Source organism: Nostoc sp. UHCC 0252, assembly GCF_034931145.1.
GTDB lineage: Bacteria > Cyanobacteriota > Cyanobacteriia > Cyanobacteriales > Nostocaceae > Nostoc.
Genome location: NZ_JAYGHE010000099.1, coordinates 1 through 23,649, shown reverse-complemented (window position 1 = coordinate 23,649; position 23,649 = coordinate 1). Strand labels below are relative to the sequence as shown.

The following is a 23,649-nucleotide window of genomic DNA, read 5'->3' as shown; positions in this document are numbered from 1 at the left end:
TAGAATCTCTTTTTTTACAAAATGTAACCTCGCACACCTGGTTCACCCAAGTGGCTGAATTCTTTCTCACCCACTTGGTTATATCAACTGAAAAATTCAAATGACAGTTATTTCTTTAGAAAGCGTTGACGCAGACGAGATATAAAAATATTCACCTCTGGTATTCTCATCCAGGAAGCGATCGCAGCAAACACCGCAATTCCCACGAAGCCAGATATACATAATTGCAACACCAAAATCAGTAAACCCGTTTTACCCAGCAATTGCTGAGAACCAACTAAAGTCCCATAGCTTGCTACCCCAGCTACCACGCTACCAGCAGCCAAACCCAAAATCGGCAAACCCCACTCACGCCAAGGTAAACCATTGAGTTTGCGATCGAGCAACCACAACAGCATCAACATTGAGCTACAATTTACACCCACTGTTGCTAACACCAAACCGGGAGCGCCAAAGGGTTTAACGAAAAACCAATCTAATAAGATATTGAGGAAGATGTTAAAAATACTGATGCGAAAAGGTGTCTGTCCATCGCCTAAAGCGTAGAACACCCGCACCAAAACATCACGTCCCAAATAGACAAACATCCCAATTCCATAAGCTACAAGTAAGGATGAAACTAACTTTGTGGCTTCTGGTTTGAAAGCACCGCGTTCATATACTACCTGAACAATAGGTACAGATAATGCCACCATCAGCGCCCCTAGCGGTAGCATGGTGAAGGCAGTGAGTAGCAGTCCTTGGCGAATGCGTAATTTTAAATCTGGCCAATTTTCGGGGCCGGCAAGTTTGGCAAATATCGGTAACAGGGGCAGTAAAATGATATTAGAAATAATCCCTAATGGAGTTTGGACTAATAGATTTGCATAGTTAAATCCTGCCGCCGCACCAGGGATAGGACTAGCAAAATAAAGGTCAGTGGCAACATTAATTGGCATCATTCCAGAGGAAATTGTCGCCGGAGTCATGATTTTAATGACTTCTTGAACGCCTGGAGATTTAAAATCAAACCGCAGGCGTAATGTGCCTAATCCTAACCGCCACTGGACAATTAGCTGCACTAACCACTGGAGAATTGCTCCTGCCAAAGTTCCCCAAGCTAAGACCATTCCACCAATTAAAGCGTACTCCGGCTTAATAATATCCTTGCCCAGTTGCATCGCTAAGATAGCAAGACCGCCAACAACGGTAATACTGGATAATAAGGGACTAATGGAAAGTAACCAATATTGATTAGCTGCGTTGAGAGTACCGAAGCCGATGCCAATTAAACCGGCAAATAAAGCCATCGGTGCCATAATGCGGAGTTGTTGAATGGCGATCGCTCTGGTTGTCGCTTCCAAACCATGACCGACTATATCAACGATCGCATCCGCAAATAAAACTTGAGCCACTGTCACCAGTAACAGTACTCCAGCCACCAGCGTTGTTACGGTTTCCACTAAAGGAGCCGCTTCTTCTCGCCGCCGCTTGGCTAAAACGCTCACAACTGCACTGTGTAATGGCCCATTTACGCCACCAAGTAAGATCAATAAAAAGCCAGGGATAATATAGGCATAACTATAGGCGGTAGCAGCAGCACCAACACCAAAGGCCGCAGCGATCGCTTGCTGCCGCACTAAACCGAAGACTTTACTAATTAATGTGGCTGCGGCAACAATGCCAGCAATTCCAGCGAAAGAACGAGAGGGTTTTTGGTCTTGTTGTGTCACGAATAATACCCGACAACTCTTGCAGAGTGCATATTTTAAAACATTTAACCTGATATTCCGCAGTCTGTCAGGTAAATTTTGGCAAATCAGTCACTAGTTTATAGTCATTTTAAGTGCGATGCCTGCGATCGCATATATTTGATCCCTTTTTCACTACTAAAGGGCCAGGTAAAGGTACAGGGTTAGGATTATCTATCAGCCATCAAATAGTAGTTGAGAAACATCATGGACAAATCAAATGTTCTTCTAAACCAGGAGAAGGAACAGAATTTTTGATTTAAATTCCTACTGGGAATTAGAGGCAAATTTTCGAGAATTATGCCAATTGTAAAAACAGAATGCGACAAATAGACCATTTGTAGAGACGCGATTCATCGCGTCTTTGCCCAAAGATGTGTTGCAATCATTAATTGAATATGGCGTTTTTCATACAAATATCGGGGGTATAATGTCCCTATGGAAAATTTTGTATCAAAAATCGTTGATAATTTTATAGCTAGTAGGTTGGGTTGAACGGCAGTGAAACCCAACATGAACATGAATCAAATGTTGGGTTTCGTTCCTCAACCCAACCTACAGATACACTGAATCAATATAATAATTTATTTTCTTTAGAGTTTAGGATTGTTGTTTGGGATGCGATCGCAGAGTTGATATTGAGAAAGTGGCAGAATTAGTATAAGCAGGTACTAATTTGAGGCGAGGAAATTTTTGATTATTTTAACTATTTCTTGTTTTTCTTGAAACCCAGAACTATAGCCCCCAGAATCATAGGAACCAATCAAAAATACGCTTTCACCAGATTCTAAAATTAAGGTAACTCGATTATCTGTGCTATCTTCGCCAGAACTAAAACTTTCAACTTTAATATCAACAATTTCATTCAACGAGTACAAAAAAACTGATTTTCCCAAGATTCCAAACCATTTATAGCGGTTGATGCTTAAGCTATTTGACTCTTTATCAAAATTAAAGTCGATAAATGAACCTGACGCTATAATTAATAAACCTAATAATAGGCAAAATATGGTTATGCCAATTACAGCGTAGCCAACTAAAGTATCATCTTGCTTAACTACTAAACTTTTTTCTAAAGGTTGTACTAAGAAATTCTCAATTTTTAATATGATAAACTCCGCTTCTTCGGAAAAATAATCACTGTAAGTAGTTCGTGTAAATGGAATACTTTCTGCATTAGTTAATAACTGAACTCGATATGTATATAATATTTTTCCCTCTGTATCAGTTTTAGTTTGTTTTTCTAAACGACTTCCAGTTAATCCAGAAATTTGTTTTTGGCTTTTTTGATGACCAAAAAAATCAAATTCTATCAGTTGACATATAATTTTTGATGACTTTTGCTCAATATTTGAAGTATCTATATTTGGTAAAATACGGTTACAATCAAGTTGTGTAACAGGTATAAACATAAAAAGAGCATATAAAGAAATTATCCCTATTTGTCCGATAAAGAACCCAATAAATCTAAGTAACTTCGGTTGAATAATAAACTTAAGCTTATTCTGTGTTTGCTCATAAATTTGTATCTTTTTATCTCTGACCAAATCCCAAATTAAAATTAAATCAATAGCGAATAATACATATTTTAATAAAGAATTTGTATGTTCCATTTTTTCGCCAAAATGTCTCTGGTTTTATGCTCAACGCGGAGATTCTTTACCTACAACCCAAACTATCTCGCGTTGACACACCCGTAACCGGATTTACCCCATCAGCCCTTTCACACATTAGCGACACTTGATAACGGTCAATTAAAGCATCGGTAAAATCAGCGCCTGTAATTTCGGCATCAAAAAAACGGCTGCGGGTCAAAGTTGCTTCTGTAAAAATGGCATTTTTCAGATTAGCACCATCCATAGTGACGCGATCGACTAAAGCGCCGCTTAAGTTCGCGCCTTCCAAATTTGCTTTTAACAAAACTCCCTTAGTCAGAATTGCGTTGGTTAAATTCGCTCCTTGGAAATTTGTCCCCCGCATTTCTGCTGCAACAAAAGTCACACCTGCTAAATCAGTATTAGAGAAATCACGATTTTCTAAATTTATATTGTTGTAGTTAATTGTGTTTAGTTGAGCAAAAGCCGGTTTGGGATTAAGTATTATCCAGCAAAACGCTAGTATCAAAATTACAATCAAACCCAAAAAACGCAGTAAAATCTTTTTCATAACTTTATTATTTGTCAGTAGTCCTTTGTCATTAGTCCTTTGTCATTTGGTTAATGACTAATGACTAATGACTAATGACTCTTAACTATTTCCAATCTTTCCCAATCCGAATTGTCAGGTCAGATTCTAAATCACCAATCGCTGACACCTCAATTTGACCCAAGCCTAAGACTTTTTGCAAATCAACACCAACTCGCCGATTGCCTTTTTGGACAATAATTTGAGTTTGACGTTGAGTATCTGGCCAATCAGTCACTTTGTAAATATTAGTAAAGCCTTTCTGTTTAAGATAAGCAATAACTTTTTCAGTTAGCTGAGGTTGATTAGAGGCATTTTGAATAGCAATTTTGAGGTTAGGAACCTGACGCATATCTGGTTTAAGACCAGGTACATTTACCCCAACATAATCATTCAACAGGCTCTGTTGTCCAGTCATATTTAGCCAATAGCTATCAGGGTCTTTGCTAAAGCGGCTAAAAGTCCCAGGCAACACCGTCATTTGGAAATTATCTCGATCTAGGTTGAGTCCGAAATTGACCAACGCCATCATTTCTTCCATCTTCAGGTTGGTATCAAAATATTTTCGCATCAAGCGAGTTAATTGAGGCAACCTGGGCAAGATGGTAGGACTATTTAAGCGTTGCAGCAGGGCTGCTGTTAGTGCTTGCTGACGCTGCACTCTCGGCAAATCTCCCAAACCTGGTTCGCGGAATCGGGCAAACTGTTCTGCTTGTTCGCCGTTAAGGGTTTGCCAACCACTGACTAGATTAATCGATAGCCGACTGCTGGAGTCTTTATATTCCATTGATTGGGGAACAAAGACTTCTACTCCGCCTAACTGATCGACTAATTGCCGTAAACCACTAGTAGAAATACGGATGTAACGATCGATCGGGGCGTTATTTAAGGTACGGCTAACTACCCGTGCTGCTAAGACTGGGCCGCCTTTGGCATTGGCATCAGATACCTTAGTTAATCCCTTTTCTCCCTTTTCGGGGATGGCGATCATTGTATCTCTGGGAATGGAAAGCACTCTTACAGATTTTTCACTAGGGTTAAGTCGTACCAGTAGCATGGAGTCGCTTTTCCCTGCAAAGCTTTCTGGTGAACCATCAACACTCCCCTTAACTGGTTCAATTCCCATAATTAAGATATTCATGGGGCGGGAAAGCTGGTACTGAGAGAGTTTACCCCACAATTCCCCTGGTAGTGGGATTTTTATCTCGTCTTTAGCGTTAGTTCCCAAATCTTCATCTGTTCGATCGAGGTTACTCCACAAAGGAGTCCACAGCGCTAAACTTGAGACTAGCAGCCCAGATAGGATGATGCCGATGACAATCGTCATAATCCACAACAACCAGCGAGGCATGGTTAAGCCCAGTCTCTCGTAAAGCTGATTGGGAATCGCGCCCACTGATTCGACGACGCTACGATTCGGATTGGCTGGCGGGTTTAGTTCGACATCCTCCTCCTCTAAGTCGGCTACTGGTGCTGGCGTTACTTGATTTTCCGTGCGTTGAATTTGCTGCGATCGCACCTCAGTTTCAAATTCTATTACTTGCTGAGATGTAACCGGATTTTCCGACCATTCGACTTGTTTTATCACAATTATCTCCCCACTCAACCACTCCCTAAAAGTATGTTAATCCAAGCTACAGATATTGCCAGTGGAAAGGCTCACTGTAAACTTATAATGTTCTTCGGTAGGCGTGTATGACAACATGAATACTTTATTGTTCCCCGTAATCCTTGCTGGTGGTAAAGGTGAACGTTTTTGGCCCCTGAGCCGCAAAGACCGACCCAAGCAATTTTTAAGTCTTGATGGTAGTTCTAGAAGTTTATTACAAGCAACCGCCGATCGATTGATAAAACTCGGTGGCGGGTGGGATTCCTTGTGGGTAATTACTTCTAGTCAGATAGCTGAAGGGGTAAGACAACAATTACCTGATCTACCAGTTAAAAACTTACTAATTGAGTCAGAAGGCAGAGACACCGCCGCAGCCGTTGCTTGGACAAGTTTAGAAATCAAACAGCGCTATGGAGAAGACGCTGTTATTGGCTTTTTCCCTGCTGACCACTGGATTGCTGATCAAGAGGCGTTTGCCCACACATTAAGCGCGGCTACGCAACTGGCAGCAAGCACAGCAGCGATCGTTACACTGGGGATCAAGCCTACTTTTCCATCAACCGGTTACGGCTACATCGAACAAGGTGAAAAGATAGGTAGCTTTAATGAGTTGCCAGCTTACCACGTGAACCGCTTTACTGAAAAGCCCAACCGTGAAACGGCAGAGACTTTTTTATCCACGGGACGTTTTAGCTGGAATAGTGGAATGTTCGTTTTTCGGGCAGGGGTTGTTCTCAAGGAACTACATACCCATGCACCAGAAATTATCGAACCTTTAGAACAACATGGCCCTGATATCTATCCCCAGTTGCCTAAGAAGAGTATAGACTATGCGCTAATGGAAAAGACAACTCTAGCATACGTTTTGCCAGTTGATTTTGGTTGGGATGATTTAGGAGATTGGAATGCGATCGAGCGGTTACTCAAAACAGAAGAGAATCCCAATGTAGAACTCGCTACCCACGTAGGTTTAGATACGCAGGGGGCAATTATTTATGCCTCAAATCCAGAGGATGTAGTTGTTACAATTGGTTTAGAGGACGTGGTGATTGTGCGCGATCGCAATGTCACCCTCGTTGTCAACAAAGAACGTACCCAGGAAATTAAGCAGATCCTCAAAATTCTTCAAAGCGATTCCCGATTTACTGACCTGCTATAAAAGTTAAAACCCTTGGCAGAGGCGAAAAAGTCTATTTTCCTATTATAACTTGACTGTCTGTTATTTTATCTGACAGTTATGGACATTATTAGCTTTAAGCCTCTCGCCAAGACAATGGCAATCGATTCGATTACGGTCAATTAAAAATATATTTCTCCGTCCAAAGGATTTAGTTGTTCCCATCGCTTATTACACGGTGGGGATTCCTGCTTTAATTACGTCAAAACTCTTCTGGGTGAACAGAAACTCAACCAAGCCGTACAATCATCCATCAAAAGATTTCAAGACTGTGCCGCAGCTAGCAAAACTTTAACCAGTAGCAAAGCTAGAGCCAATTTCCGTTGTATTGTTATCCCCTGTTGCTTACCTCTTTAATTTCCTGCGTTTTTGCAGTTCTTTACAAAAATGTTCCTCACTCAAACTGTTCCCCGTCAACGAGAAATTCTTGAAGTATTCCTTCGCAATGGCTGGGACTATATGCGAAGGTTACTCACTGGTGGCAAAGCTGATGAACCCCAGTTACCGACACCTGCGGTTTTAAAAAATATCTTGGTAGACTTGGGGCCAGTTTACGTCAAGCTTGGCCAGCTAATGTCTACACGTCCAGATTTACTGAACGCTGCCTACATTGAGGAACTATCAACCTTACAAGACGAAGTACCACCAGTTCCTTGGTCAGAGATAGAAATAATCCTCCGCAAAGAATTAAAACGTCCACTAACAGAAACTTTCAAGACAGTTAACCCGATCCCCGTAGCGGCGGGATCAATTGCTCAGACACATCGTGCCACATTAGCAGATGGTCGAGAAGTCGCTTTGAAAGTGCAACGTCCGGGAATTGATCTAACTATTGCTCAAGATATTGCTTTAATTCAAGGTATTGCTGATTTAGTGGCGCGAACTGATTTTGGGCAAACCTACGAAATCAAATCCATCGCTGAAGAATTTACCAAAGCTCTAGAAGCCGAGTTAGATTTTACACGAGAAGCGGGTTTTACAGACCAACTGCGGCGCAACTTATCTAAAAGTCGCTGGTACGATCCCACACAAATAGTAGTTGCCGAAATTAATTGGGAATTGACCACAGAGAAATTACTGGTGATGGAATGGCTGGATGGAGTACCGTTCCTGGCGGCGGATTTGGATAATGACCCCAACGTTAAAGACTCTGCCGAAAAGCGTAAAGAAATAACTACTTTGTTATTTCGGGTATTTTTTCAGCAACTATATATTGATGGCTTTTTTCACGCCGATCCCCATCCAGGAAACTTGTTTTATCTCAAAGATGGGCGGGTTGCCCTTTTAGACTGTGGCATGGTAGGAAGACTTGATCCCCGCACACAGCAGATATTAACAGAGATGTTGTTAGCGATCGTTGATTTAGATGCTCAAAGGTGCGCTCAATTAACTTTGCAGCTCTCAGATTCTGCTCAACCAGTTATTTTGTCGCGGTTAGAAAATGATTACGATCGCATGTTGCGAAAGTATCACAATGTCAGCCTGACGCAAATCAACTTCAGTCAGATAATTTATGAAGTTTTACAAGTTGCGCGTAACAATAAAATTAGATTACCTAGCAATATGGGGTTGTATGCCAAAACCCTAGCGAATCTAGAGGGTGTAGCGCGGACATTCAACCCAGAGCTTAATTTTTTCGATGAAGTTAAACCATTAATTACAGACTTGTTTCGTCGGCAATTACTGGGCGATAATCCAGTGCGATCGCTATTACGAACAGCCTTAGATATTAAAAGTCTCTCTCTCCAATCTCCTCGCCAAATAGAACTGTTATTAGACCGAGTTACCTCAGAAACCTTACAGTGGAATCTATCGCTGCGGGGTTTAGATGGCGTGCGGCGCACTATGGACGATGCGGCTAACCGACTATCTTTTAGTATACTAGTAGGTTCGCTGATTATGGGTGCAGCAATTATTTCCACTAGAGCGCAGACAAGTCAGCTATCTTTTTTAAGCACCGCCCTTTTTGCGGTTGCTAGCTTATTGGGTTTGTGGTTAATTATCAGTACATTGCGATCGGGACGTTTACGGTAAAATCTATCTGTTGTGCGTCATGCCCACAACGGAAAATCATAATATTTCACTGGCGAAAATCCCTGCTTCCGTATTTGGAACCACAGTAAAAGAATCCACAAGTCAAAATAAAAAAACTCCAGACCCCTAGCCACTTTTTCGGTCAAAATTCAATTCTGTTAGCGGTAGCGAGGCGTTTAGCCCATTCTGACCGCAGGCGGAGCATCTGCGGCTCCGCTTCTGAATTCTGTTTAGTTAAACACCGATGATTTATGTGTGTTTACCTGTCTGCATCTGTGTTTCTAATATACAAAATATGTCAATCATAGTTGCTGAAAATCTGAGTAAATCTTATCCAGTCGCAGTTAAAAGTCCGGGCATCAAAGGAACAATTACCCACCTTTTCCGCCGCACCTACCGCTCAATTAAAGCAGTGCAGGATGTTTCCTTTGAAATCGCCCCCGGTGAAGTAGTGGGGTTTTTGGGGCCAAATGGTGCCGGTAAAACCACCACACTAAAAATGCTCACGGGGCTGATTCATCCCTCTAGCGGTAAAGTCACAGTAGCTGGACAAATTCCGTTTCAGCGTAAAGAAGCATTTTTGCAAAAAATTACTTTGGTAATGGGGCAAAAGCAGCAGCTAATTTGGGACTTACCCGCGCTAGATTCCTTGAAAATTAATGCTGCTGTATACAACATCTCTGATAAAGAGTTCCAACGACGGGTAGGAGAATTAACAGAGATGCTTTCCTTAGAAGGCAAACTTACCCAACCAGTACGTAAGCTCTCTTTGGGTGAGCGGATGAAGGCAGAATTGCTAGCAGCACTTTTGCATCGTCCCCATGTATTGTTTTTAGATGAACCGACTCTGGGACTAGATGTAAATGCTCAGGTGGCGGTACGCGATTTTTTGCGCGACTACAATCAGCGTTATCAGGCTACAGTGCTGTTGACGAGTCATTACATGGCTGATATTACAGCTTTGTGTCAACGAGTGCTGTTGATTCACCAAGGAAGCCTGATGTATGACGGTAGTTTAGATGGACTACTAGAACGTTTTGCCCCATACCGAGAAGTTCATATCGAGTTAGGACAACCTCTACCGATAGAAAAACTTATGACTTATGGAGATGTGCAACTCTTAGAAGGGCGATCGGTACATTTTATGGTATCTAGAGAGGCACTCACCCGCACAGTATCAAAGATTTTGACGGATTTGGAGGTAATTGATTTAACTGTCACTGAACCGCCTGTAGAAGAAGTGATTGGACGAGTTTTTCAGGCAGGTGTTGTGTAGCTGTAGCGATCGCTGCCAGAAATAGAGTTGCCCAAAGGAGAATCTACCATAGATGAAAAAATTTATTAGAAAAGCTCTAACCTTGCTGTCAGTATACTACGCCTATATGGTTGAGTATCGAGCAGAACTAATCTTATGGGTTTTGGCTGGGTCTTTGCCGATTATCCTCATGGGTGTTTGGATACAGGCAGCACAAGGTGGGCAATTTGGGCTATCACCTGTGGATTTTAGCCGTTACTTCATCACAGTTTTTGTCGTCAGACAATTAACAGTTGTTTGGGTTATTTGGGAGTTTGAAAAAGAGGTTGTGGAAGGCAAGCTTTCGCCCAAGTTGTTACAACCACTAGACCCAGTATGGCATCATGTTGCAGGACATATTTCTGAAAGATTTGCTAGGATAACGTTTACTTTTTTATTAGTGGGATTATTTTTTATTCTTTATCCCCAAGCTTTTTGGATACCAAGTTTAAGTAGATTTTTGCTATTTACATTGGCGGTGCTGCTAGCTTTTACTTTGCGGTTTACAATTCAGTACACCTTTGCCATGTTCGCTTTTTGGACAGAACGGGCTAGTGCTTTAGAAAATTTTTGGTTGTTATTTTTTACATTTTTATCTGGTTATATAGCACCTTTAGAGGTTTTTCCAGAACATGTGCGGCAAATAGTTATGTTTACGCCTTTTCCATATTTGATTGATTTTCCTGTGAGCATTTTGGTAGGTCTACCCGTGGATATAGGACGGGGATTTTGGTCAATGTTCGGCTGGTTATTAGTGTTTTTAGGTGCGAATCGCTTGCTATGGCGTGCAGGTTTGAAGAGGTATTCTGGGATGGGAGCATGAGAAACTTATAGGATATTTTTGCTATCCCAGAATTTGGCTAAGTTGAGGTAACTTAAAACTTTATTGATAGAAAAAAGATATCTCGATATGTGACATATCCCATCTCCAATTTGCCAAACTCAAAGAAGTTTTATTACTTCAAATTAATTGCCGTAATTCACCTAGAGTATTTACGCTTTTAATTGCCTGTCGAATTACTTTTAATCTATCTAAATCTGAAATTTGAGAGATTTATGGCATCAGTTGCAATCCTTCAATGCCAAATTTTATCTCCAAAACCAGTTCAATACTCAATAGCCTCTCCTCTCGAATCACTTTTTCCCGTGCCTGTTGAACAATTTCCTGATAAAAAAGATTTTTCGAATACTGATATATCCCACCTCACGATTTGCCAAACTCAAGGAATTTCTATGGCTTCAAATGATTTGCCGTAATTCATCTAGAGTATTGACATTCTTAATCCCCTGCTGAATTGCCTTTAATTTTTCTAAATCAGCAATTTGAGAGATTTCTGACATCAGTTGCAATCCCTCGTCGCCAAATTTTATCTCTAAAGCCAGTTCAAGACCTGACAATATCTCTTCTTGCCGTCCTTCTTGCCGTCCTCGTTCTTCTCCACGCTGTTCGCCTTCTCTAAAAATTTGCTTATACCAGGGAGATTCGTGTAACACTGCCATATCCCACCTCATGATTTGCTGAACTAAAGCGCTGTCTAATACGAAGGTAGCAAAAAAAGCCATGACGGTTTCTAACTGGCTTAATTGCTCATCGGCGCGAAGAATTTGCAATGCTCGTTGCATAGTGGATTCTTCTGCACCTCCTTTGAGAATTGGGACAAAGGGAAGCAACGAGGGAACAGGTTGAGTAAAAGCGATTTCCACATCAACTTCCCAAAGGTTGATAACACGATAGTCTTGACGCGCCTGTAAACCTGCAAATTCCGATTCATAGCTGGTGGGAATTTCAACATCACTTGCTTTGAGGATGTTAAGTAGTACTGGATAAGTAGGCAAATTGTACTTTTCTTCAGCTAGTGCTGCATAAGCCCGCATCCGTTTGGGCATTTCAGGTTTGTAGCGTAATTGTAACTCGTTGAGTACGATAAATTCGCCATATTGGGAACTGCTGGCGCGGACTAATACATCACTTTCACGGCTAATCCACTGAAATTCAGAGTTGAGAATTTCTCCAGATACAATATCAGGAATTTTCGTTACCCATTTTACCCAATTTTCGGGTGCAAGGCTAATTAATCGTTTAGTGCTAATATCTGCTGCTTTAGCCATAGGGAATATAGATGACCATAGTTTTAGTTTATGGCTAAAGTGGCGATATCTACGATGGGTTAAGTCTATCCACTGATTTACTTTACTAAAGGTTTTATAAATTACTTGGTATTGTCTTAAATTTTTCTGCTGTTCCCAAAGAATAATCTTCTAACTTAAAATCAGCAAAAGGCTTTTTCTCTAACCTATCCCGTAGTGCTTCATCGATAATTACACCTGCGGATTTATTTTTTACACCAATAATTATAATACTTCTCTGATATTTAGTTAAATCCTGATTTGCCTGACAATCACTCCGTTGAAATTGTCCCAAATTTAATATCCGATAACGTTTAACACTTGGTGTATTAATAAATATTTTTTTTGCTAAAAATTGAATTTGTTTAGAACGTTCTAGAGCCATTCGCTGTTGAACTGCTAAATTACCTTTGCAAGAAGCTGTCCCTACAGATATAATTTCACTGGGATATTGCATTATATTCTGTATTTCTTCTTGTTCTAAGTTCAACTTTAAAAGGTCTAGACTAATAATTTCATTATTATATTGAATCTGAAAATTGCTACCTAAAAGCCATTTATACTGTAGTGATAAAACAGCGATATTAAATTCGGCTATTTTCCCCTGACTATCTCTGCCTTCTTGATAAGGAAAATAATCAATATTTCCTTTTTTTTCGGGAGGATGACCATAATTTGACCTTACAATAAATTGTGAGTTTCGCATTGCCAAAGCAATTATACTAAGTAATCCTAATATTACTAGCATCCCTGCAAAAAATTTCAGTAGTGGTACTTCTTCTGGCTCTTTCTGTGGTGATGACAAAGTTTGAGGAATTGGCGCGGACAACTGCTCGGTGTTCAAATCGATTGCTAAATTAATATTTTCAGGAGTAGTTTCTGTTAGCTGGGTTTCGACAACAGGGGCGGAAGGAATACTATTTTCTGGTTCCGGCTCCAACGACAGAGAGCTTGGCTCTGAATTCTCCACTTCTACAAGTGGCTCCCCTTTAGATGGGGTTGAATCCTCATCCGAGCAGAACTTTTTGCTTTCTTCAATTCGTTCTAGGCACTGTAAAATTTCTTGGGCATTAGCAGGACGATTTTTTATATCTGGTGCTGTTAGCCAATCAATTAAATTTAATAGTAAAGGTGAGATATCGATGGCATGATTTTGCCAGTGCAATACATTTTGCTGAACATCATACATATCTAAGGGATGGTGTCCCGTTAGCAAAAAGACAAAGGTGCGTCCCAAGGCAAAAAAATCTGATTGCGGTACTGCTTGACCATTCATTTGTTCTGGAGCGCTGTAGCCAGATGACATAAGTGCTGTCATCCCGTCGCCGTTGCTAAGTTGGTCTGGGTCGGTTCTGTCGATTTCTGTGGCGGTGCCAAAATCAATTAGTACTAAATCCCCCCAATTCTTCTCAATGGGGGATCTAATCATGATATTAGATGGCTTAATATCTCGATGCAGGTATTGTTTACCATGCACTAAATCCAAAATTTCTACTAGTTGTTTTAACCAAGCTACAGCTTGCTCTTCGGAAATGGGGCGATTCTGCTGCTGTAGCCACTGTTCTAAGTTGTACCCGGCGATTTTTTCCATTGCAATGCAATGCAAGACTAAACCATTTCGGGTTTGATACTGAAAGTAACTATCTTCGTTGGGAATGCCGGGATGTTTGAATTGTCCCAGTACAGTTACTTCTTGCTGAAATAGTTCTATTGCTTTGGCATTCCCTGACAAATCCTCTTTAAGGATTTTGAGGATTTTAGGGGTATCTTGTTCATAAGCTTCATAAACTTTACTAAACCCTGTTTTGTCGCTCAACAGGCATGTCACCCGGTAACGCCCTAGCAATTCTAAATGGGAACCACAACTTTGACAAAAGCGGTTTTGTTCATTATTCGGGTGATTTGGTGTAGGGCAAACGGGGTTGATACAAAGGCTCATGAGTGGCTTATCCGTACTTTAACAGTTATCAGTTATTAGCAGGACTTACGTAAAACTTTAGCCAAAACCCTAATTTTCGGGTAGGAGAAATTCATAAATTTCCCCTGAGCATCTGTAGTTTTGCGTTATCTTAATTATTTATCAGTAACCAATGAATGCTGATGACTGATAACTAATAACTGATTTAAGAGGAGCGTAGCCGCTTATCGCTAAACATCACTCCTATTAATTCTTCTGTTGCCGGATGATAATCCCGTCTAATAATAATGAGATTTTCTATCTGTGTTCTGCCAAAAAAGCCGCAACAGTTTGGTTAAATGCCTCTGGTTGTGTCAAAAATGGCCAATGATTGCCAGGAACTTGGCAGATGCGTAGTTTTTTGAGATAGGTTTTGTAGGGCTGGATTTGCCAATTTTGGCGGTTAAGTCCTTGTTTTGGTTGGATAAAGAGGGCTTGGGTATGAAGGGGGATTGTAAAACCAGGCACTTGCATAACTGCTTCAAAAATCCCGTCGCGGGCGGCGATGGTAAATTTGCTACCCCAACTACCATCGGGTTTTTGTTCTATTCCTGCTTGGAAAACTTGCTGCTGTAAGGAACTCCACCCTTGATATTGCTTTAACTCCCGTGCTTGTTGTTCGGCTTCTTCATGACTGGCAAAGGGGCCCATGCTTTTGAGAAAGGGTAAGAAGCGATACAACATGGGAAAGGTTAGCCTGAGAAGGCTGGGCATTTTCCAGATGAAAATTGGATCGATGAGAATTATACTCTGCAAACGCTTTGGGTTTTGTCTTGCCCAGATAGCGGCTAATTTACCTGTCCACGAATGACTGACAATATGGGCAGATGTCCATCCGAGATGATCCATAAGTGCTTCGAGGTCTGCGATCGCACTTTCAAAGGTATAATCTCTCTCAGGCTTACTACTTTCGCCATGTCCGCGCATATCTGGTGCGATTATGTGGTAGTCTGCTGCTAAATAATCTCCTAAACTAGACCACACTAGAGCATGGTCGCCTAACCCATGTAACAGCAGTAAGGGTTCTTGACCTTGGTTCCACTCTAAGTAAGAAAGTTGGATATCAGGCTTTGATAAAGTTTGACGTACAGGCATCATTGCACATCCACCAATGAAGAGATAGTTTCGCGTTTATATAGTACTGCGAAACAAGCTGGAGGGCAGGAAGGAATAGACCTCTTGCAAAAATCGGTCAAAGAGTCCCAGTCATAGATAGTTGTACAAACCAGCTATGAGATTAAACCTTAAACTAAAGCGCTTACAACGATTTCTATAACAAAGATGTTAACCGAACCGTATTGAGGCTACGGCTACACAAAATCTAATTGCAAGTCTAGTATAAATTCTTGTATAGTTGGTGCAAGCAAAACAAGCAAATATTACACAAATAACTATCTGTTTTGCTTGAAAGTTTTTTTAGCAAGGATTATTATCGTTTTCTGGAGAGATTGATGGAAGATCGCTAAAATTAAGTATTTCTATTCTCTAGCAATGACAATATCGTTAGACTTAATGACTGCATAAGCTTCTTTTCCTTCAGATAGTTCTAATTCTTCAGCAGAAGCTCTGGTGATAATCGAGGTTAATTCTACTTTATGAATGATTTCCAAAGTTACCTCACTATTAACTGCTCCATAAATAACTCGTTTAACGACACCTTTAAGAATATTACGAGAGCTAACTTTTAGTGATTTCTTGGGAGTGGTACTTTCTATATCAGGCTTTTGAGTGTAGTAAATATCTTCCTGTTTTTCCTGCTGAGTTGGTAGTGATACTGCTGCTGACGAGTGCTGATTGAGGCTACGCACAAGTTCCCGCAAAATCTCAGTCTTGGTGCGTTGAGACTGTTCGCAGAACTCCTCTAGAATTTTTCGCTCGTCCTCTGAGGTTTGAAATGTGACCCATCCTTGTTCTTTTCTTGGCATAAAGTTATCATTTTTGGTTATTATTGGTATGATTCTATCAAGTATTGATTCTATATGCTGTTTTGTTGAAGAAGAATTCAGAAATCAGAATTCAGGAGTCAGAATCAATCAGTCGAGGATTTAGACCGTGCAGGAATTGTTGCACCACCGAATTTTCAATTTGGTGGGGGTCTTCAACCCAATTATTCATCCGCTAGTCATACAGAATACCTTTCCTGTATTCTGACGACTGACGCATGTATTCTGTTCGATAAAAATATTTTTTCTTGAAGGATTTTCTACATTTTTCTAGATAATTCATCAACTAATCCCATACATTTAACTACATAAATATTTATTTTTGATAGGTACAAAACAATTTGTTACTTAACATTAATTCGGTATAAAATTTGTACCAATATATTTGGTACTGCAAGGGTAACAAAACAATTGTCATCAAAATTATGATTATCTGTGAGCCTTTCTGTCGTGATATCCTCACTGATGAACGTTACATCTTGCAATCTAAACAGGGAGATCAAAGATGTCCGCCACAAATTCTCCACCCCAACTGAAACGAGAGTTAGGGGTTGTTGGTGCAACCTTGATGGGACTGGGTTCTATTGTCGGGACGGGTGTATTTGTCACTATCGGGATTGCAGCAGGGATTGCTGGGCCGGCGGTAATTTTGGCGGTAGCAATTGGGGCAATTGTTGCCACCTGTAATGGACTCAACAGCGCTCAGTTAGCAGCTAGTCATGCTGTCAGTGGTGGCACTTATGAATATGGTTACAAATATCTTACCCCCGCCTTTGGCTTCACTGCTGGGTGGATGTTTTTGGTAGCTAAGACTGCCTCAGCCGCAACCGCCGCTTTAGGTTTTGCTGGTTACTTGCTAAATATTGGAGGTTTGAGTTCCAGTTGGCTAGTTCCTACAGCCCTTTTAGCTGTCGTGATGATGACGTTGGTTGTCTTAAGTGGTATCCGTCGCTCTAATGTTACCAATACGGTGATTGTATCGGTAACGCTCTTATCTTTAGGCTTCTTTATCCTTGCTTGTCTACCCCGTGCTGCTGAGGTGGGAATTGAGAATTTGACACCTTTTTTCAGAACCTCCCCAGGAGCAGTACTTCATGCTAGTGCCTTGATGTTTGTCGCCTATACAGGTTATGGGCGCATTGCCACAATGGGAGAGGAAGCACGCTCCCCAAGGGAAACGATTCCGAAAGCGATGATTGTTTGTCTGCTGCTGACAATGTTGCTTTACATGGCAGTGGCGATAGTTGGTATTGGGGCTGTGGGGGCAGATGTCTTAGAAAGTAGCACAGGGCAGACGGCAGCGCCTTTAGAAGTGGCGGTTCGCAGCGTTGCTGGTTCCGGTGGTGCTTTGGTCTTAGGGATTGGTGCGGTGACAGCCATGCTAGGCGTGCTATTGAACCTGATTTTGGGCTTATCCCGTGTGTTACTGGCAATGGGACGCCGTTCAGATGCTCCAAATTTCTTAGCGCGGCTTAACCAACAACAGACAACCCCATACTGGGCTGTGATATTTGTAGGAATAGCGATCGCTCTGCTGGTACTGTTGGGTAATGTCAAAACTACCTGGTCGTTTAGTGCCTTTAGTGTTTTGATTTATTACGCAATTACCAGTTTCGCCGCCTTGCGTCTTACCCCATCAGAACGACTCTATCCTATATGGGTAGGTTGGTTAGGTCTTATCTCTTGCCTTTTTCTCGCTTTTTGGGTAGAGTCTTCGATTTGGCAAGTGGGTTTAGGGTTGATTGTCGCAGGGCTAATCTGGCACAAAATTCGGCGAGCGATTACACAAGTCCCATAGGATGATTTAACGAGAAGTTCACAGCCGGGGGATGAAACAGCTAAAATCGCGTTCTCAAGACCTGCGGAGTTTATTTGAGAACAATATTACTATTGAATACGTAGCAGAACCCCTCAAAGCTATGTCAGCCGATGCCGAGGTGACAGAAGTGCTGCATTGGATGCAAGCACAAAATTTTGATGTTATCGGGGTTGAGACGGGAGATATTATTAGTGGTTATGTTGAACGCTCTAGTTTGATTCAAGGTAAAGAAGGTAAATGTAGCGACTATCAACGAGTCTTCCATCCTAAAGAACTCATAGCCATTTCCACCCCATTGATGAAGTTGCTACCCATTTTGCAACAAACTCCACGATTGTTTGTTTTGGATTGCAATCAAGTAAGTGGTATTGTTACCTGTGGCGATTTGCAGAAAGCACCCGCACGGATGCTGTTGTTTGGCTTAGTAACACTCCTAGAAATGAATTTGCTGCGGCTGGTGCGAATTTACTATCCTCAAGATTCTTGGCAAAAAGTTATCAAACCTGAACGCTTAGAAGTTGCTCAACGGCTATGGCGAGAGAGTCAGGAAAGAAACGAAGCTACAGATTTATTAGATTATCTGCAATTCTGTGATAAGCGAGAGTTGATTTTAAATCAGCCAGAACTTCTCCAGCAACTAGGATTAAAGTCTAAACGGTTTGGCGAACGCTTCCTCAAGTCTGCTGAACAGTTGCGAAATCGATTAGCTCACGCTCAAAATCTAGTTAGTGGCTCCTCTTGGACAGAGTTGATTTCTCTAGCAAAAGAGATGGAAACGCTGTTAATTCTTTGCGAAGAAGTTGAGTAAATCGGTCAGCTTTCGATAGCATTATTTAACCATTTTGTCAACCTGTATAAGCTGATCCTTAATGTGGCTTGTTGAGCGAATCACTAACTTTAGTACCCGTATAATTTGGAACCCAACCTTCTGCGATCGCAAAATAGCGTATTCCTTTGAAATTCAACGACGCAGTTGGACTGCACCAATGCTCAACATCGGCGGGGATGTAAAGATAGTCTTGTGCCTGAATTAAAAGTTGTACCTGACTGCCATCAGGTCGCACGAAGCCATAGATCATTTCTCCTGCCAACACGTAGAGGGGTTCAGCCGCAGGATGAGTATGGTAACGTCCGTAGGTTGCGATCAGGTGGTGAAGATTGAAAGAACCTGGATGCACATTTAGCAAATCACACCAAATAGCGCCATTTTCGTGCTGAAGAAATTCAAAGACGCTGTTATGGAGTTCTACATAGTAACGTTTTTCAGCCTCAGTTAAAACGTCCTGGTCTAACAAATCGGGGAAGAGTAGCGATGTTCCTGGATCGTAATGTCTGAGTTGAATACCAAGAGGCTCAAGTTCACGAGCTATTTCGCCTAAATCGCTCTCAATCGTACCGTCGTCAAGTAGTAGGTTAGCCATGACAAAAAGACTAATTAACTGTTAAGAAGAGTATACTCTATCTTAAAAGCAAAAAGCCACTATTCCGACTGACAAACCGGGGAATGGGGAAGAAGCGAGGGAGCAGGGAGCAGGGGGCAGGGGGCAGGGAGCAGGGAGCAGGGGGCAGGGAGCAGGGGGCAGGGGAAGAACTATTGATTTATTGATCCATGCCCAATTCCCAATTCCCAGAATAAATTTATCGCCAGAATGATGCTTATTAGTACCACTAGCATCTAAGCTAGTACGGGTGAACTATAAGCAGTACAGAATGTCTGATTTAATTTTGTTTTGGCATCGGCGCGATTTACGCATTTCTGACAATACGGGACTGGCTGCGGCAAAACGGCAGAGTTCGAAGGTGGTAGGCGTGTTTTGCCTCGATCCGAATATTTTGGAACGGGATGATGTTGCTCCTGTGAAAATAACTTATATGATTGGATGTTTGCAGAAACTCCAAGAGCGATATGCCCAAGCTGGTAGCCAGTTATTAATACTCCATGCCGATCCTGTACAAGCTATACCAGCTTTGGCAGAGGCAATAAATGCCAAAGCTGTTTTTTGGAATTGGGATGTAGAACCTTATTCGCAAAAACGCGATCGCACCGTTATGGATGCACTCAAAGAAAAAGGTATTGAGTTTCTTAATCAAAATTGGGATCAAATCCTCAACTCTCCAGATGAGATCCGCACGGGTGGTAATAGTCCCTACACAGTTTACACCCCCTTCTGGAAAAATTGGATTATCAAACCGAAAGCGAAGCCAGTAGAAACGCTGCAAAATGTTGAAGGGTTAACAGAAACTGAACAAGAAATTGCAAAACTTACAGGAGCGATGGCTTCGCCAACGTCTTCGACGAACGCATTACCTTCAGCAAAAGATTTAGGGTTTATTTGGGATGGAGAATTGATTATTGCACCGGGAGAGACGGCGGCACAAGAAAGATTAGAAGAATTTACTTATAAAGCTATTACTGAATACCAAGAACAGAGAAATTACCCCGCAGCTAATGGCACATCACAACTAAGTGCAGCTTTGAAATTTGGCGTAATTGGCATTCGTACTGTTTGGCAAGCCACTATAGAAGCACTAGAAAATAGCCGCAGTGAAGAAACAGCAGTTAATATTCGCACGTGGCAACAAGAGTTAGCTTGGCGGGAGTTTTATCAACATGCAATGTATAACTTCCCTGAATTAGCTGATGGTGCTTTCCGCAGCACATTTAAGAACTTTCCTTGGGAAACAAACGAAGAACATTTCCAAGCTTGGTGTGAAGGAAGAACTGGCTACCCCATTGTAGATGCAGCCATGCGCCAAATGAATGAAAGTGGCTGGATGCACAACCGTTGTCGAATGATTGTTGCAAGTTTCCTCACCAAAGACTTGCTAATTAATCCCCAATTGGGAGAAAAATACTTTATGCAGCATCTAATTGATGGTGATTTATCTGCTAATAATGGCGGTTGGCAATGGAGTGCTTCTAGTGGAATGGATCCTAAACCTGTACGGATTTTCAATCCAGCTAGTCAAACACAAAAATTTGATCCAGATGGGGAATATATTCGGCAATGGGTATCAGAATTGCGGTCTGTAGATACAGAATATTTAGTTACTGGTAAAATTCCACCTTTAGAACGTCATGCTGTCGGTTATCCCGACCCAATTGTGGATCATAAAATACAACAAAACCAGTTTAAACAGCGTTATCAACAGCAAAAAAGTATTAGTAGTGATGAGTAAAAATATGAGTTTTTTAATGTTTTTTAACAGGCAGTGAGCCTGTTAATCTTACAGGTACAATGATCTCATTGCGTATAGTTTATGACTTTTTAAGTATTTGTACTTGATTTTGGTGTGCGATCGCTAGTCTCTAATACTTGCTTTCCCCCAGGAGTACGCCAACTTCTTTTGGTACAGCGATCGCACCTGGGTCGAAATTGCCAAATTTTCAGCCTTCTTTGCAGAATTTCGCATACATTACCGCAAATGCGCTGATATTTTATTTTTCTCTCTTCATAAATTCCGCAAAAACACCGTTACGCTATTTGTACTTGTGATCAAAACTTAGAGCATCCAGTTTATTAGGGCGTGTTTATGACCAACCCTGTAACGACGGTTATCCAAGTCAATCTGGAGATGGCTCTAGAAGTAGCTCAAGAATTGGAGCAAGCTCCATACACTCAACTCAGTGCTTATTGTTTGGAAATTTTACGGGAAATAGGATGTCCTGGCACTGAACTCCCTGTTAACTTACAAACTCGCGATCAACAACTAAACTTCATCACAGGCTTTGCATCTTATGCATTTGGGGAGGTACAAAGTGTACAGAGCATTAATTGAAGATATCTTCTCCGATCCAGAAGAGACAGAAGAAATTACTTTTCCTGCTACAGATAAAGATTTGTTGGTTTTAACAGAAAAATTTTTAGCGTTTGAAATTCCTTCAAAGATTTTCTTACAAGCTATAGCCATTGCAGATTACGACGGTGCAGCCGCTTTTCGCTACGTTGATAATTATTTGACTACTCTCAAAAATAAGAAGAAACGTAAGCATAATAAACTACTTGTGCTAGGTGCTTCAACTAAGTTCGACAATAATTGATGTGTTTCTTTACAAGCTAATTAACAACCAATCTGATTTAGATAAGATAATTTGCACTACCGATGTATAGAGGTTGTATTGCAACCTCTATACACACATTTGTTCCACATCGACAAAAAATAACAATTAGTAATTTATCAATTACGAATTACGAATTACGAATTACGAATTACTATTGCTCTCTCCCAAGACAAACTTGTTCATAGCTTTTACCAGCAATATCCCAAGTAAATTGTGTTTCTACTAATTGTCTGCCGTTATGAGATAATTCTGAACGCAGATTTGGGCGATCAAATAGCTGACTAATAGCGGTGATGTACTCTGCCGGTTTATTTGCTCGTAATGCCCGTAATGGATGATTAGCAGCATCTACGGCTAATCCTTCTAAGCCGCGATCGCTAGCCACTATCGGTACACCAGCTGCCATTGCTTCTAAAGTTTTATTTTTAATACCAAACCCAGTCCGCATAGGGACAACGCAGATGGTAGATTTATGTAGATATTCAACCATCGAAGGCACACGCCCAATTACATTAACTCCTGGTTTGCTATCAAGTGCTAAAACTTCTGGTACTGGATGAGAACCAACAATATCGAAAGTTGTATCAGGATAAAGTTTTTGGATTTCTGGCAAAACTTCGTTGCTGAAAAAGCAGACAGAATCAATGTTTGCCAAATTATCCATTGCACCGATGAAAATTAACCGATGTCCGCCGGGATCGTTGCTACGGTTGGGGAAAGAAACTAAATCTACGCCATTAGGAATAACTGTAATTTCACTATTGGGATTAAATTCTTGTAGTTGAATTTTATCTTCTTCTGTTGTTGCTACGATCGCCGAAAATTTAGCACAGTAGTTTTGCTCATAACGACGCAAAAGTGGCAGATTAATTTTATCTCTAAGAGAATTTTCTGAAATGCCTGTTGCTAGTTGGTTCCGACAAGTAGCGTAAACAGAACTGTGAACATTCACTATGGTTTTTAGCTGTTTCTGAAAATGTGGCTGCACATAAATTTCATTGACGCTATGTTCGCAAGTGATTACATCGCATTTCCCGGCTTCCACCCAGTTATCAATCCATGTTTGCATTTCAACTGAGTAGCGATTAAGTACGCTTGGCGGTGTCCCCTGTTGCAAAAATCTACCAAATCGCTGTATTTTCTTCAATATTCCCGTGTTTCCCGAATCTGGCGGGCGTTCAAAAATAGCTAGATGATCTACACAATCGCGTAATCCTGCTACTTCTGCGTCTGTCACATCGCCTTCGCGTTGAGTTACGAGGGTAATACTATGGCGTTGACTCAGGTATTTGAGTAAATTAAATGTCCTAACTTGAGTTCCCCCGCGTGTTGGTGGATAGGGAAAGGTGGAAGAGAGCATTAAAATGTTCATATAAGTAATGAATCAAATGTGATATATACACCATGACCTCATTGAAGGCTGTATGTCATCATTTGATTTACAGCAGTTTTCAAATGAATAGACGATACGTCGACCTCTCTCCTTTCCCGTATTTCTCACAAGCTGCTTTGCGTACAAGTAATAAGTAATGAGTAATAAGTTAAGAATTTTACTCATTACTCCTTACTCACTACTCATTACTCCTCCATTCGAGGTGTGGTGAGAAATCCGGGCTTTTAGGAGAGAGGCTTTGATACTTACTCCCCTTCCCTACAAGGGAAGGGGCTGGGGGTTAGGTCTTTTTGGTGTTGCATCCAATCGATAGTCACTA

General features: G+C 41.2%; 21 protein-coding genes and 1 pseudogene. 12 read left to right on the top strand and 10 right to left on the bottom strand.

Annotated features, from left to right (window positions below):
• Positions 1-107 precede the first annotated feature (107 nt).
• Entirely contained in the window at positions 108-1,712 is a 1,605-nt protein-coding gene (gene murJ, locus VB732_RS32395) for a murein biosynthesis integral membrane protein MurJ (RefSeq protein ID WP_323234938.1), read from the bottom strand.
• A 122-nt stretch (positions 1,713-1,834) separates the two neighbouring features.
• On the opposite strand from murJ, the pseudogene VB732_RS32390 reads away from it, so the two are divergent.
• Together VB732_RS32390 and VB732_RS32385 are read left to right on the top strand one after the other, a co-directional pair.
• Positions 1,835-1,993, top strand: a pseudogene (locus tag VB732_RS32390) (ATP-binding protein); the annotation flags it as partial.
• 228 nt (positions 1,994-2,221) lie between these two features.
• Positions 2,222-2,389: a hypothetical protein gene (locus VB732_RS32385; RefSeq protein ID WP_323234937.1), complete on the top strand. Its 168-nt coding sequence runs from the start codon at positions 2,222-2,224 to the stop codon at positions 2,387-2,389.
• 12 nt (positions 2,390-2,401) lie between these two features.
• Here the strand turns inward: VB732_RS32385 and VB732_RS32380 are convergent, their stop codons facing one another.
• From VB732_RS32380 to VB732_RS32370, 3 genes are all read right to left on the bottom strand, one after another.
• Positions 2,402-3,343 carry a hypothetical protein gene (locus VB732_RS32380; RefSeq protein ID WP_323234936.1) on the bottom strand — a complete coding sequence of 314 codons (942 nt, stop codon included), beginning with the start codon at positions 3,341-3,343 and terminating at the stop codon, positions 2,402-2,404.
• A gap of 46 nt (positions 3,344-3,389) precedes the next feature.
• Positions 3,390-3,896 carry a pentapeptide repeat-containing protein gene (locus VB732_RS32375; RefSeq protein WP_323234935.1) on the bottom strand — a complete coding sequence of 169 codons (507 nt, stop codon included), beginning with the start codon at positions 3,894-3,896 and terminating at the stop codon, positions 3,390-3,392.
• Positions 3,897-3,981: 85 nt separating this feature from the next.
• Entirely contained in the window at positions 3,982-5,502 is a 1,521-nt protein-coding gene (locus VB732_RS32370; RefSeq protein WP_323234934.1) for an LCP family protein, read from the bottom strand.
• A gap of 115 nt (positions 5,503-5,617) precedes the next feature.
• On the opposite strand from VB732_RS32370, the gene VB732_RS32365 reads away from it, so the two are divergent.
• The 5 genes from VB732_RS32365 to VB732_RS32345 all read left to right on the top strand — a co-directional run bounded on the left by VB732_RS32365 (position 5,618) and on the right by VB732_RS32345 (position 10,851).
• Entirely contained in the window at positions 5,618-6,682 is a 1,065-nt protein-coding gene (locus tag VB732_RS32365; RefSeq protein ID WP_323234933.1) for a mannose-1-phosphate guanylyltransferase, read from the top strand.
• Positions 6,683-6,832: 150 nt separating this feature from the next.
• A complete protein-coding gene (gene yidD / locus VB732_RS32360; RefSeq protein WP_323234940.1) occupies positions 6,833-7,057 on the top strand; it encodes a membrane protein insertion efficiency factor YidD in 225 nt (74 codons plus the stop codon).
• 30 nt (positions 7,058-7,087) lie between these two features.
• On the top strand, positions 7,088-8,734 hold the full coding sequence (locus VB732_RS32355) for an AarF/ABC1/UbiB kinase family protein (RefSeq protein WP_323234932.1): 1,647 nt from the start codon (positions 7,088-7,090) through the stop codon (positions 8,732-8,734).
• Positions 8,735-9,029: 295 nt separating this feature from the next.
• Positions 9,030-10,010 (top strand): ATP-binding cassette domain-containing protein, encoded by a 981-nt coding sequence (locus tag VB732_RS32350; RefSeq protein ID WP_323234931.1) that lies wholly within the window; start codon positions 9,030-9,032, stop codon positions 10,008-10,010.
• Between the two features lie 52 nt (positions 10,011-10,062).
• Positions 10,063-10,851 (top strand): ABC transporter permease, encoded by a 789-nt coding sequence (locus VB732_RS32345; RefSeq protein WP_323234930.1) that lies wholly within the window; start codon positions 10,063-10,065, stop codon positions 10,849-10,851.
• 416 nt (positions 10,852-11,267) lie between these two features.
• On the opposite strand, the gene VB732_RS32340 is transcribed toward VB732_RS32345, so the two are convergent.
• The 4 genes from VB732_RS32340 to VB732_RS32325 form a co-directional block, all read right to left on the bottom strand.
• The gene (locus VB732_RS32340; protein WP_323234929.1) at positions 11,268-12,137 is read right to left on the bottom strand and encodes an Rpn family recombination-promoting nuclease/putative transposase; all 870 of its coding nucleotides are present in this window, start codon (positions 12,135-12,137) and stop codon (positions 11,268-11,270) included.
• A gap of 94 nt (positions 12,138-12,231) precedes the next feature.
• The gene (locus tag VB732_RS32335) at positions 12,232-14,094 is read right to left on the bottom strand and encodes a serine/threonine-protein kinase (RefSeq protein ID WP_323234928.1); all 1,863 of its coding nucleotides are present in this window, start codon (positions 14,092-14,094) and stop codon (positions 12,232-12,234) included.
• A gap of 276 nt (positions 14,095-14,370) precedes the next feature.
• Positions 14,371-15,207: an alpha/beta hydrolase gene (locus tag VB732_RS32330; protein ID WP_323234939.1), complete on the bottom strand. Its 837-nt coding sequence runs from the start codon at positions 15,205-15,207 to the stop codon at positions 14,371-14,373.
• A gap of 383 nt (positions 15,208-15,590) precedes the next feature.
• Positions 15,591-16,037 carry a molybdopterin-binding protein gene (locus VB732_RS32325; RefSeq protein ID WP_323234927.1) on the bottom strand — a complete coding sequence of 149 codons (447 nt, stop codon included), beginning with the start codon at positions 16,035-16,037 and terminating at the stop codon, positions 15,591-15,593.
• A 523-nt stretch (positions 16,038-16,560) separates the two neighbouring features.
• Here VB732_RS32325 and VB732_RS32320 point away from each other — a divergent pair.
• Together VB732_RS32320 and VB732_RS32315 are read left to right on the top strand one after the other, a co-directional pair.
• Positions 16,561-17,853 carry an APC family permease gene (locus VB732_RS32320; protein WP_323234926.1) on the top strand — a complete coding sequence of 431 codons (1,293 nt, stop codon included), beginning with the start codon at positions 16,561-16,563 and terminating at the stop codon, positions 17,851-17,853.
• Positions 17,854-17,884: 31 nt separating this feature from the next.
• Positions 17,885-18,682: a hypothetical protein gene (locus VB732_RS32315; RefSeq protein ID WP_323234925.1), complete on the top strand. Its 798-nt coding sequence runs from the start codon at positions 17,885-17,887 to the stop codon at positions 18,680-18,682.
• 58 nt (positions 18,683-18,740) lie between these two features.
• Here the strand turns inward: VB732_RS32315 and VB732_RS32310 are convergent, their stop codons facing one another.
• Positions 18,741-19,295 carry an acireductone dioxygenase gene (locus VB732_RS32310; protein WP_323234924.1) on the bottom strand — a complete coding sequence of 185 codons (555 nt, stop codon included), beginning with the start codon at positions 19,293-19,295 and terminating at the stop codon, positions 18,741-18,743.
• A gap of 289 nt (positions 19,296-19,584) precedes the next feature.
• On the opposite strand from VB732_RS32310, the gene VB732_RS32305 reads away from it, so the two are divergent.
• From VB732_RS32305 to VB732_RS32295, 3 genes are all read left to right on the top strand, one after another.
• Positions 19,585-21,054 (top strand): FAD-binding domain-containing protein, encoded by a 1,470-nt coding sequence (locus VB732_RS32305; protein ID WP_323234923.1) that lies wholly within the window; start codon positions 19,585-19,587, stop codon positions 21,052-21,054.
• 354 nt (positions 21,055-21,408) lie between these two features.
• Positions 21,409-21,654: a hypothetical protein gene (locus VB732_RS32300; RefSeq protein WP_323234922.1), complete on the top strand. Its 246-nt coding sequence runs from the start codon at positions 21,409-21,411 to the stop codon at positions 21,652-21,654.
• Positions 21,635-21,916 (top strand): hypothetical protein, encoded by a 282-nt coding sequence (locus tag VB732_RS32295; protein WP_323234921.1) that lies wholly within the window; start codon positions 21,635-21,637, stop codon positions 21,914-21,916. Before VB732_RS32300 ends, VB732_RS32295 begins: the two co-directional genes overlap by 20 nt.
• A 172-nt stretch (positions 21,917-22,088) precedes the next feature.
• On the opposite strand, the gene VB732_RS32290 is transcribed toward VB732_RS32295, so the two are convergent.
• Positions 22,089-23,309, bottom strand: a complete 1,221-nt coding sequence (locus VB732_RS32290; RefSeq protein WP_323234920.1) for a glycosyltransferase family 4 protein — start codon at positions 23,307-23,309, stop codon at positions 22,089-22,091.
• Positions 23,310-23,649 lie beyond the last annotated feature (340 nt).

Excerpts from the sequence above, each read along its gene's own strand:
- VB732_RS32380 (WP_323234936.1), bottom strand. The coding sequence starts at position 3,343 with ATGGAACATACAAATTCTTTATTAAAATATGTATTATTCGCTATTGAT.
- VB732_RS32375 (WP_323234935.1), bottom strand. The coding sequence starts at position 3,896 with ATGAAAAAGATTTTACTGCGTTTTTTGGGTTTGATTGTAATTTTGATA.
- VB732_RS32365 (WP_323234933.1), top strand. The coding sequence starts at position 5,618 with ATGAATACTTTATTGTTCCCCGTAATCCTTGCTGGTGGTAAAGGTGAA.
- VB732_RS32355 (WP_323234932.1), top strand. The coding sequence starts at position 7,088 with ATGTTCCTCACTCAAACTGTTCCCCGTCAACGAGAAATTCTTGAAGTA.
- VB732_RS32350 (WP_323234931.1), top strand. The coding sequence starts at position 9,030 with ATGTCAATCATAGTTGCTGAAAATCTGAGTAAATCTTATCCAGTCGCA.
- VB732_RS32345 (WP_323234930.1), top strand. The coding sequence starts at position 10,063 with ATGAAAAAATTTATTAGAAAAGCTCTAACCTTGCTGTCAGTATACTAC.
- VB732_RS32340 (WP_323234929.1), bottom strand. The coding sequence starts at position 12,137 with ATGGCTAAAGCAGCAGATATTAGCACTAAACGATTAATTAGCCTTGCA.
- VB732_RS32335 (WP_323234928.1), bottom strand. The coding sequence starts at position 14,094 with ATGAGCCTTTGTATCAACCCCGTTTGCCCTACACCAAATCACCCGAAT.
- VB732_RS32330 (WP_323234939.1), bottom strand. The coding sequence starts at position 15,207 with ATGCCTGTACGTCAAACTTTATCAAAGCCTGATATCCAACTTTCTTAC.
- VB732_RS32325 (WP_323234927.1), bottom strand. The coding sequence starts at position 16,037 with ATGCCAAGAAAAGAACAAGGATGGGTCACATTTCAAACCTCAGAGGAC.
- VB732_RS32320 (WP_323234926.1), top strand. The coding sequence starts at position 16,561 with ATGTCCGCCACAAATTCTCCACCCCAACTGAAACGAGAGTTAGGGGTT.
- VB732_RS32315 (WP_323234925.1), top strand. The coding sequence starts at position 17,885 with ATGAAACAGCTAAAATCGCGTTCTCAAGACCTGCGGAGTTTATTTGAG.
- VB732_RS32310 (WP_323234924.1), bottom strand. The coding sequence starts at position 19,295 with ATGGCTAACCTACTACTTGACGACGGTACGATTGAGAGCGATTTAGGC.
- VB732_RS32305 (WP_323234923.1), top strand. The coding sequence starts at position 19,585 with ATGTCTGATTTAATTTTGTTTTGGCATCGGCGCGATTTACGCATTTCT.
- VB732_RS32300 (WP_323234922.1), top strand. The coding sequence starts at position 21,409 with ATGACCAACCCTGTAACGACGGTTATCCAAGTCAATCTGGAGATGGCT.
- VB732_RS32290 (WP_323234920.1), bottom strand. The coding sequence starts at position 23,309 with ATGAACATTTTAATGCTCTCTTCCACCTTTCCCTATCCACCAACACGC.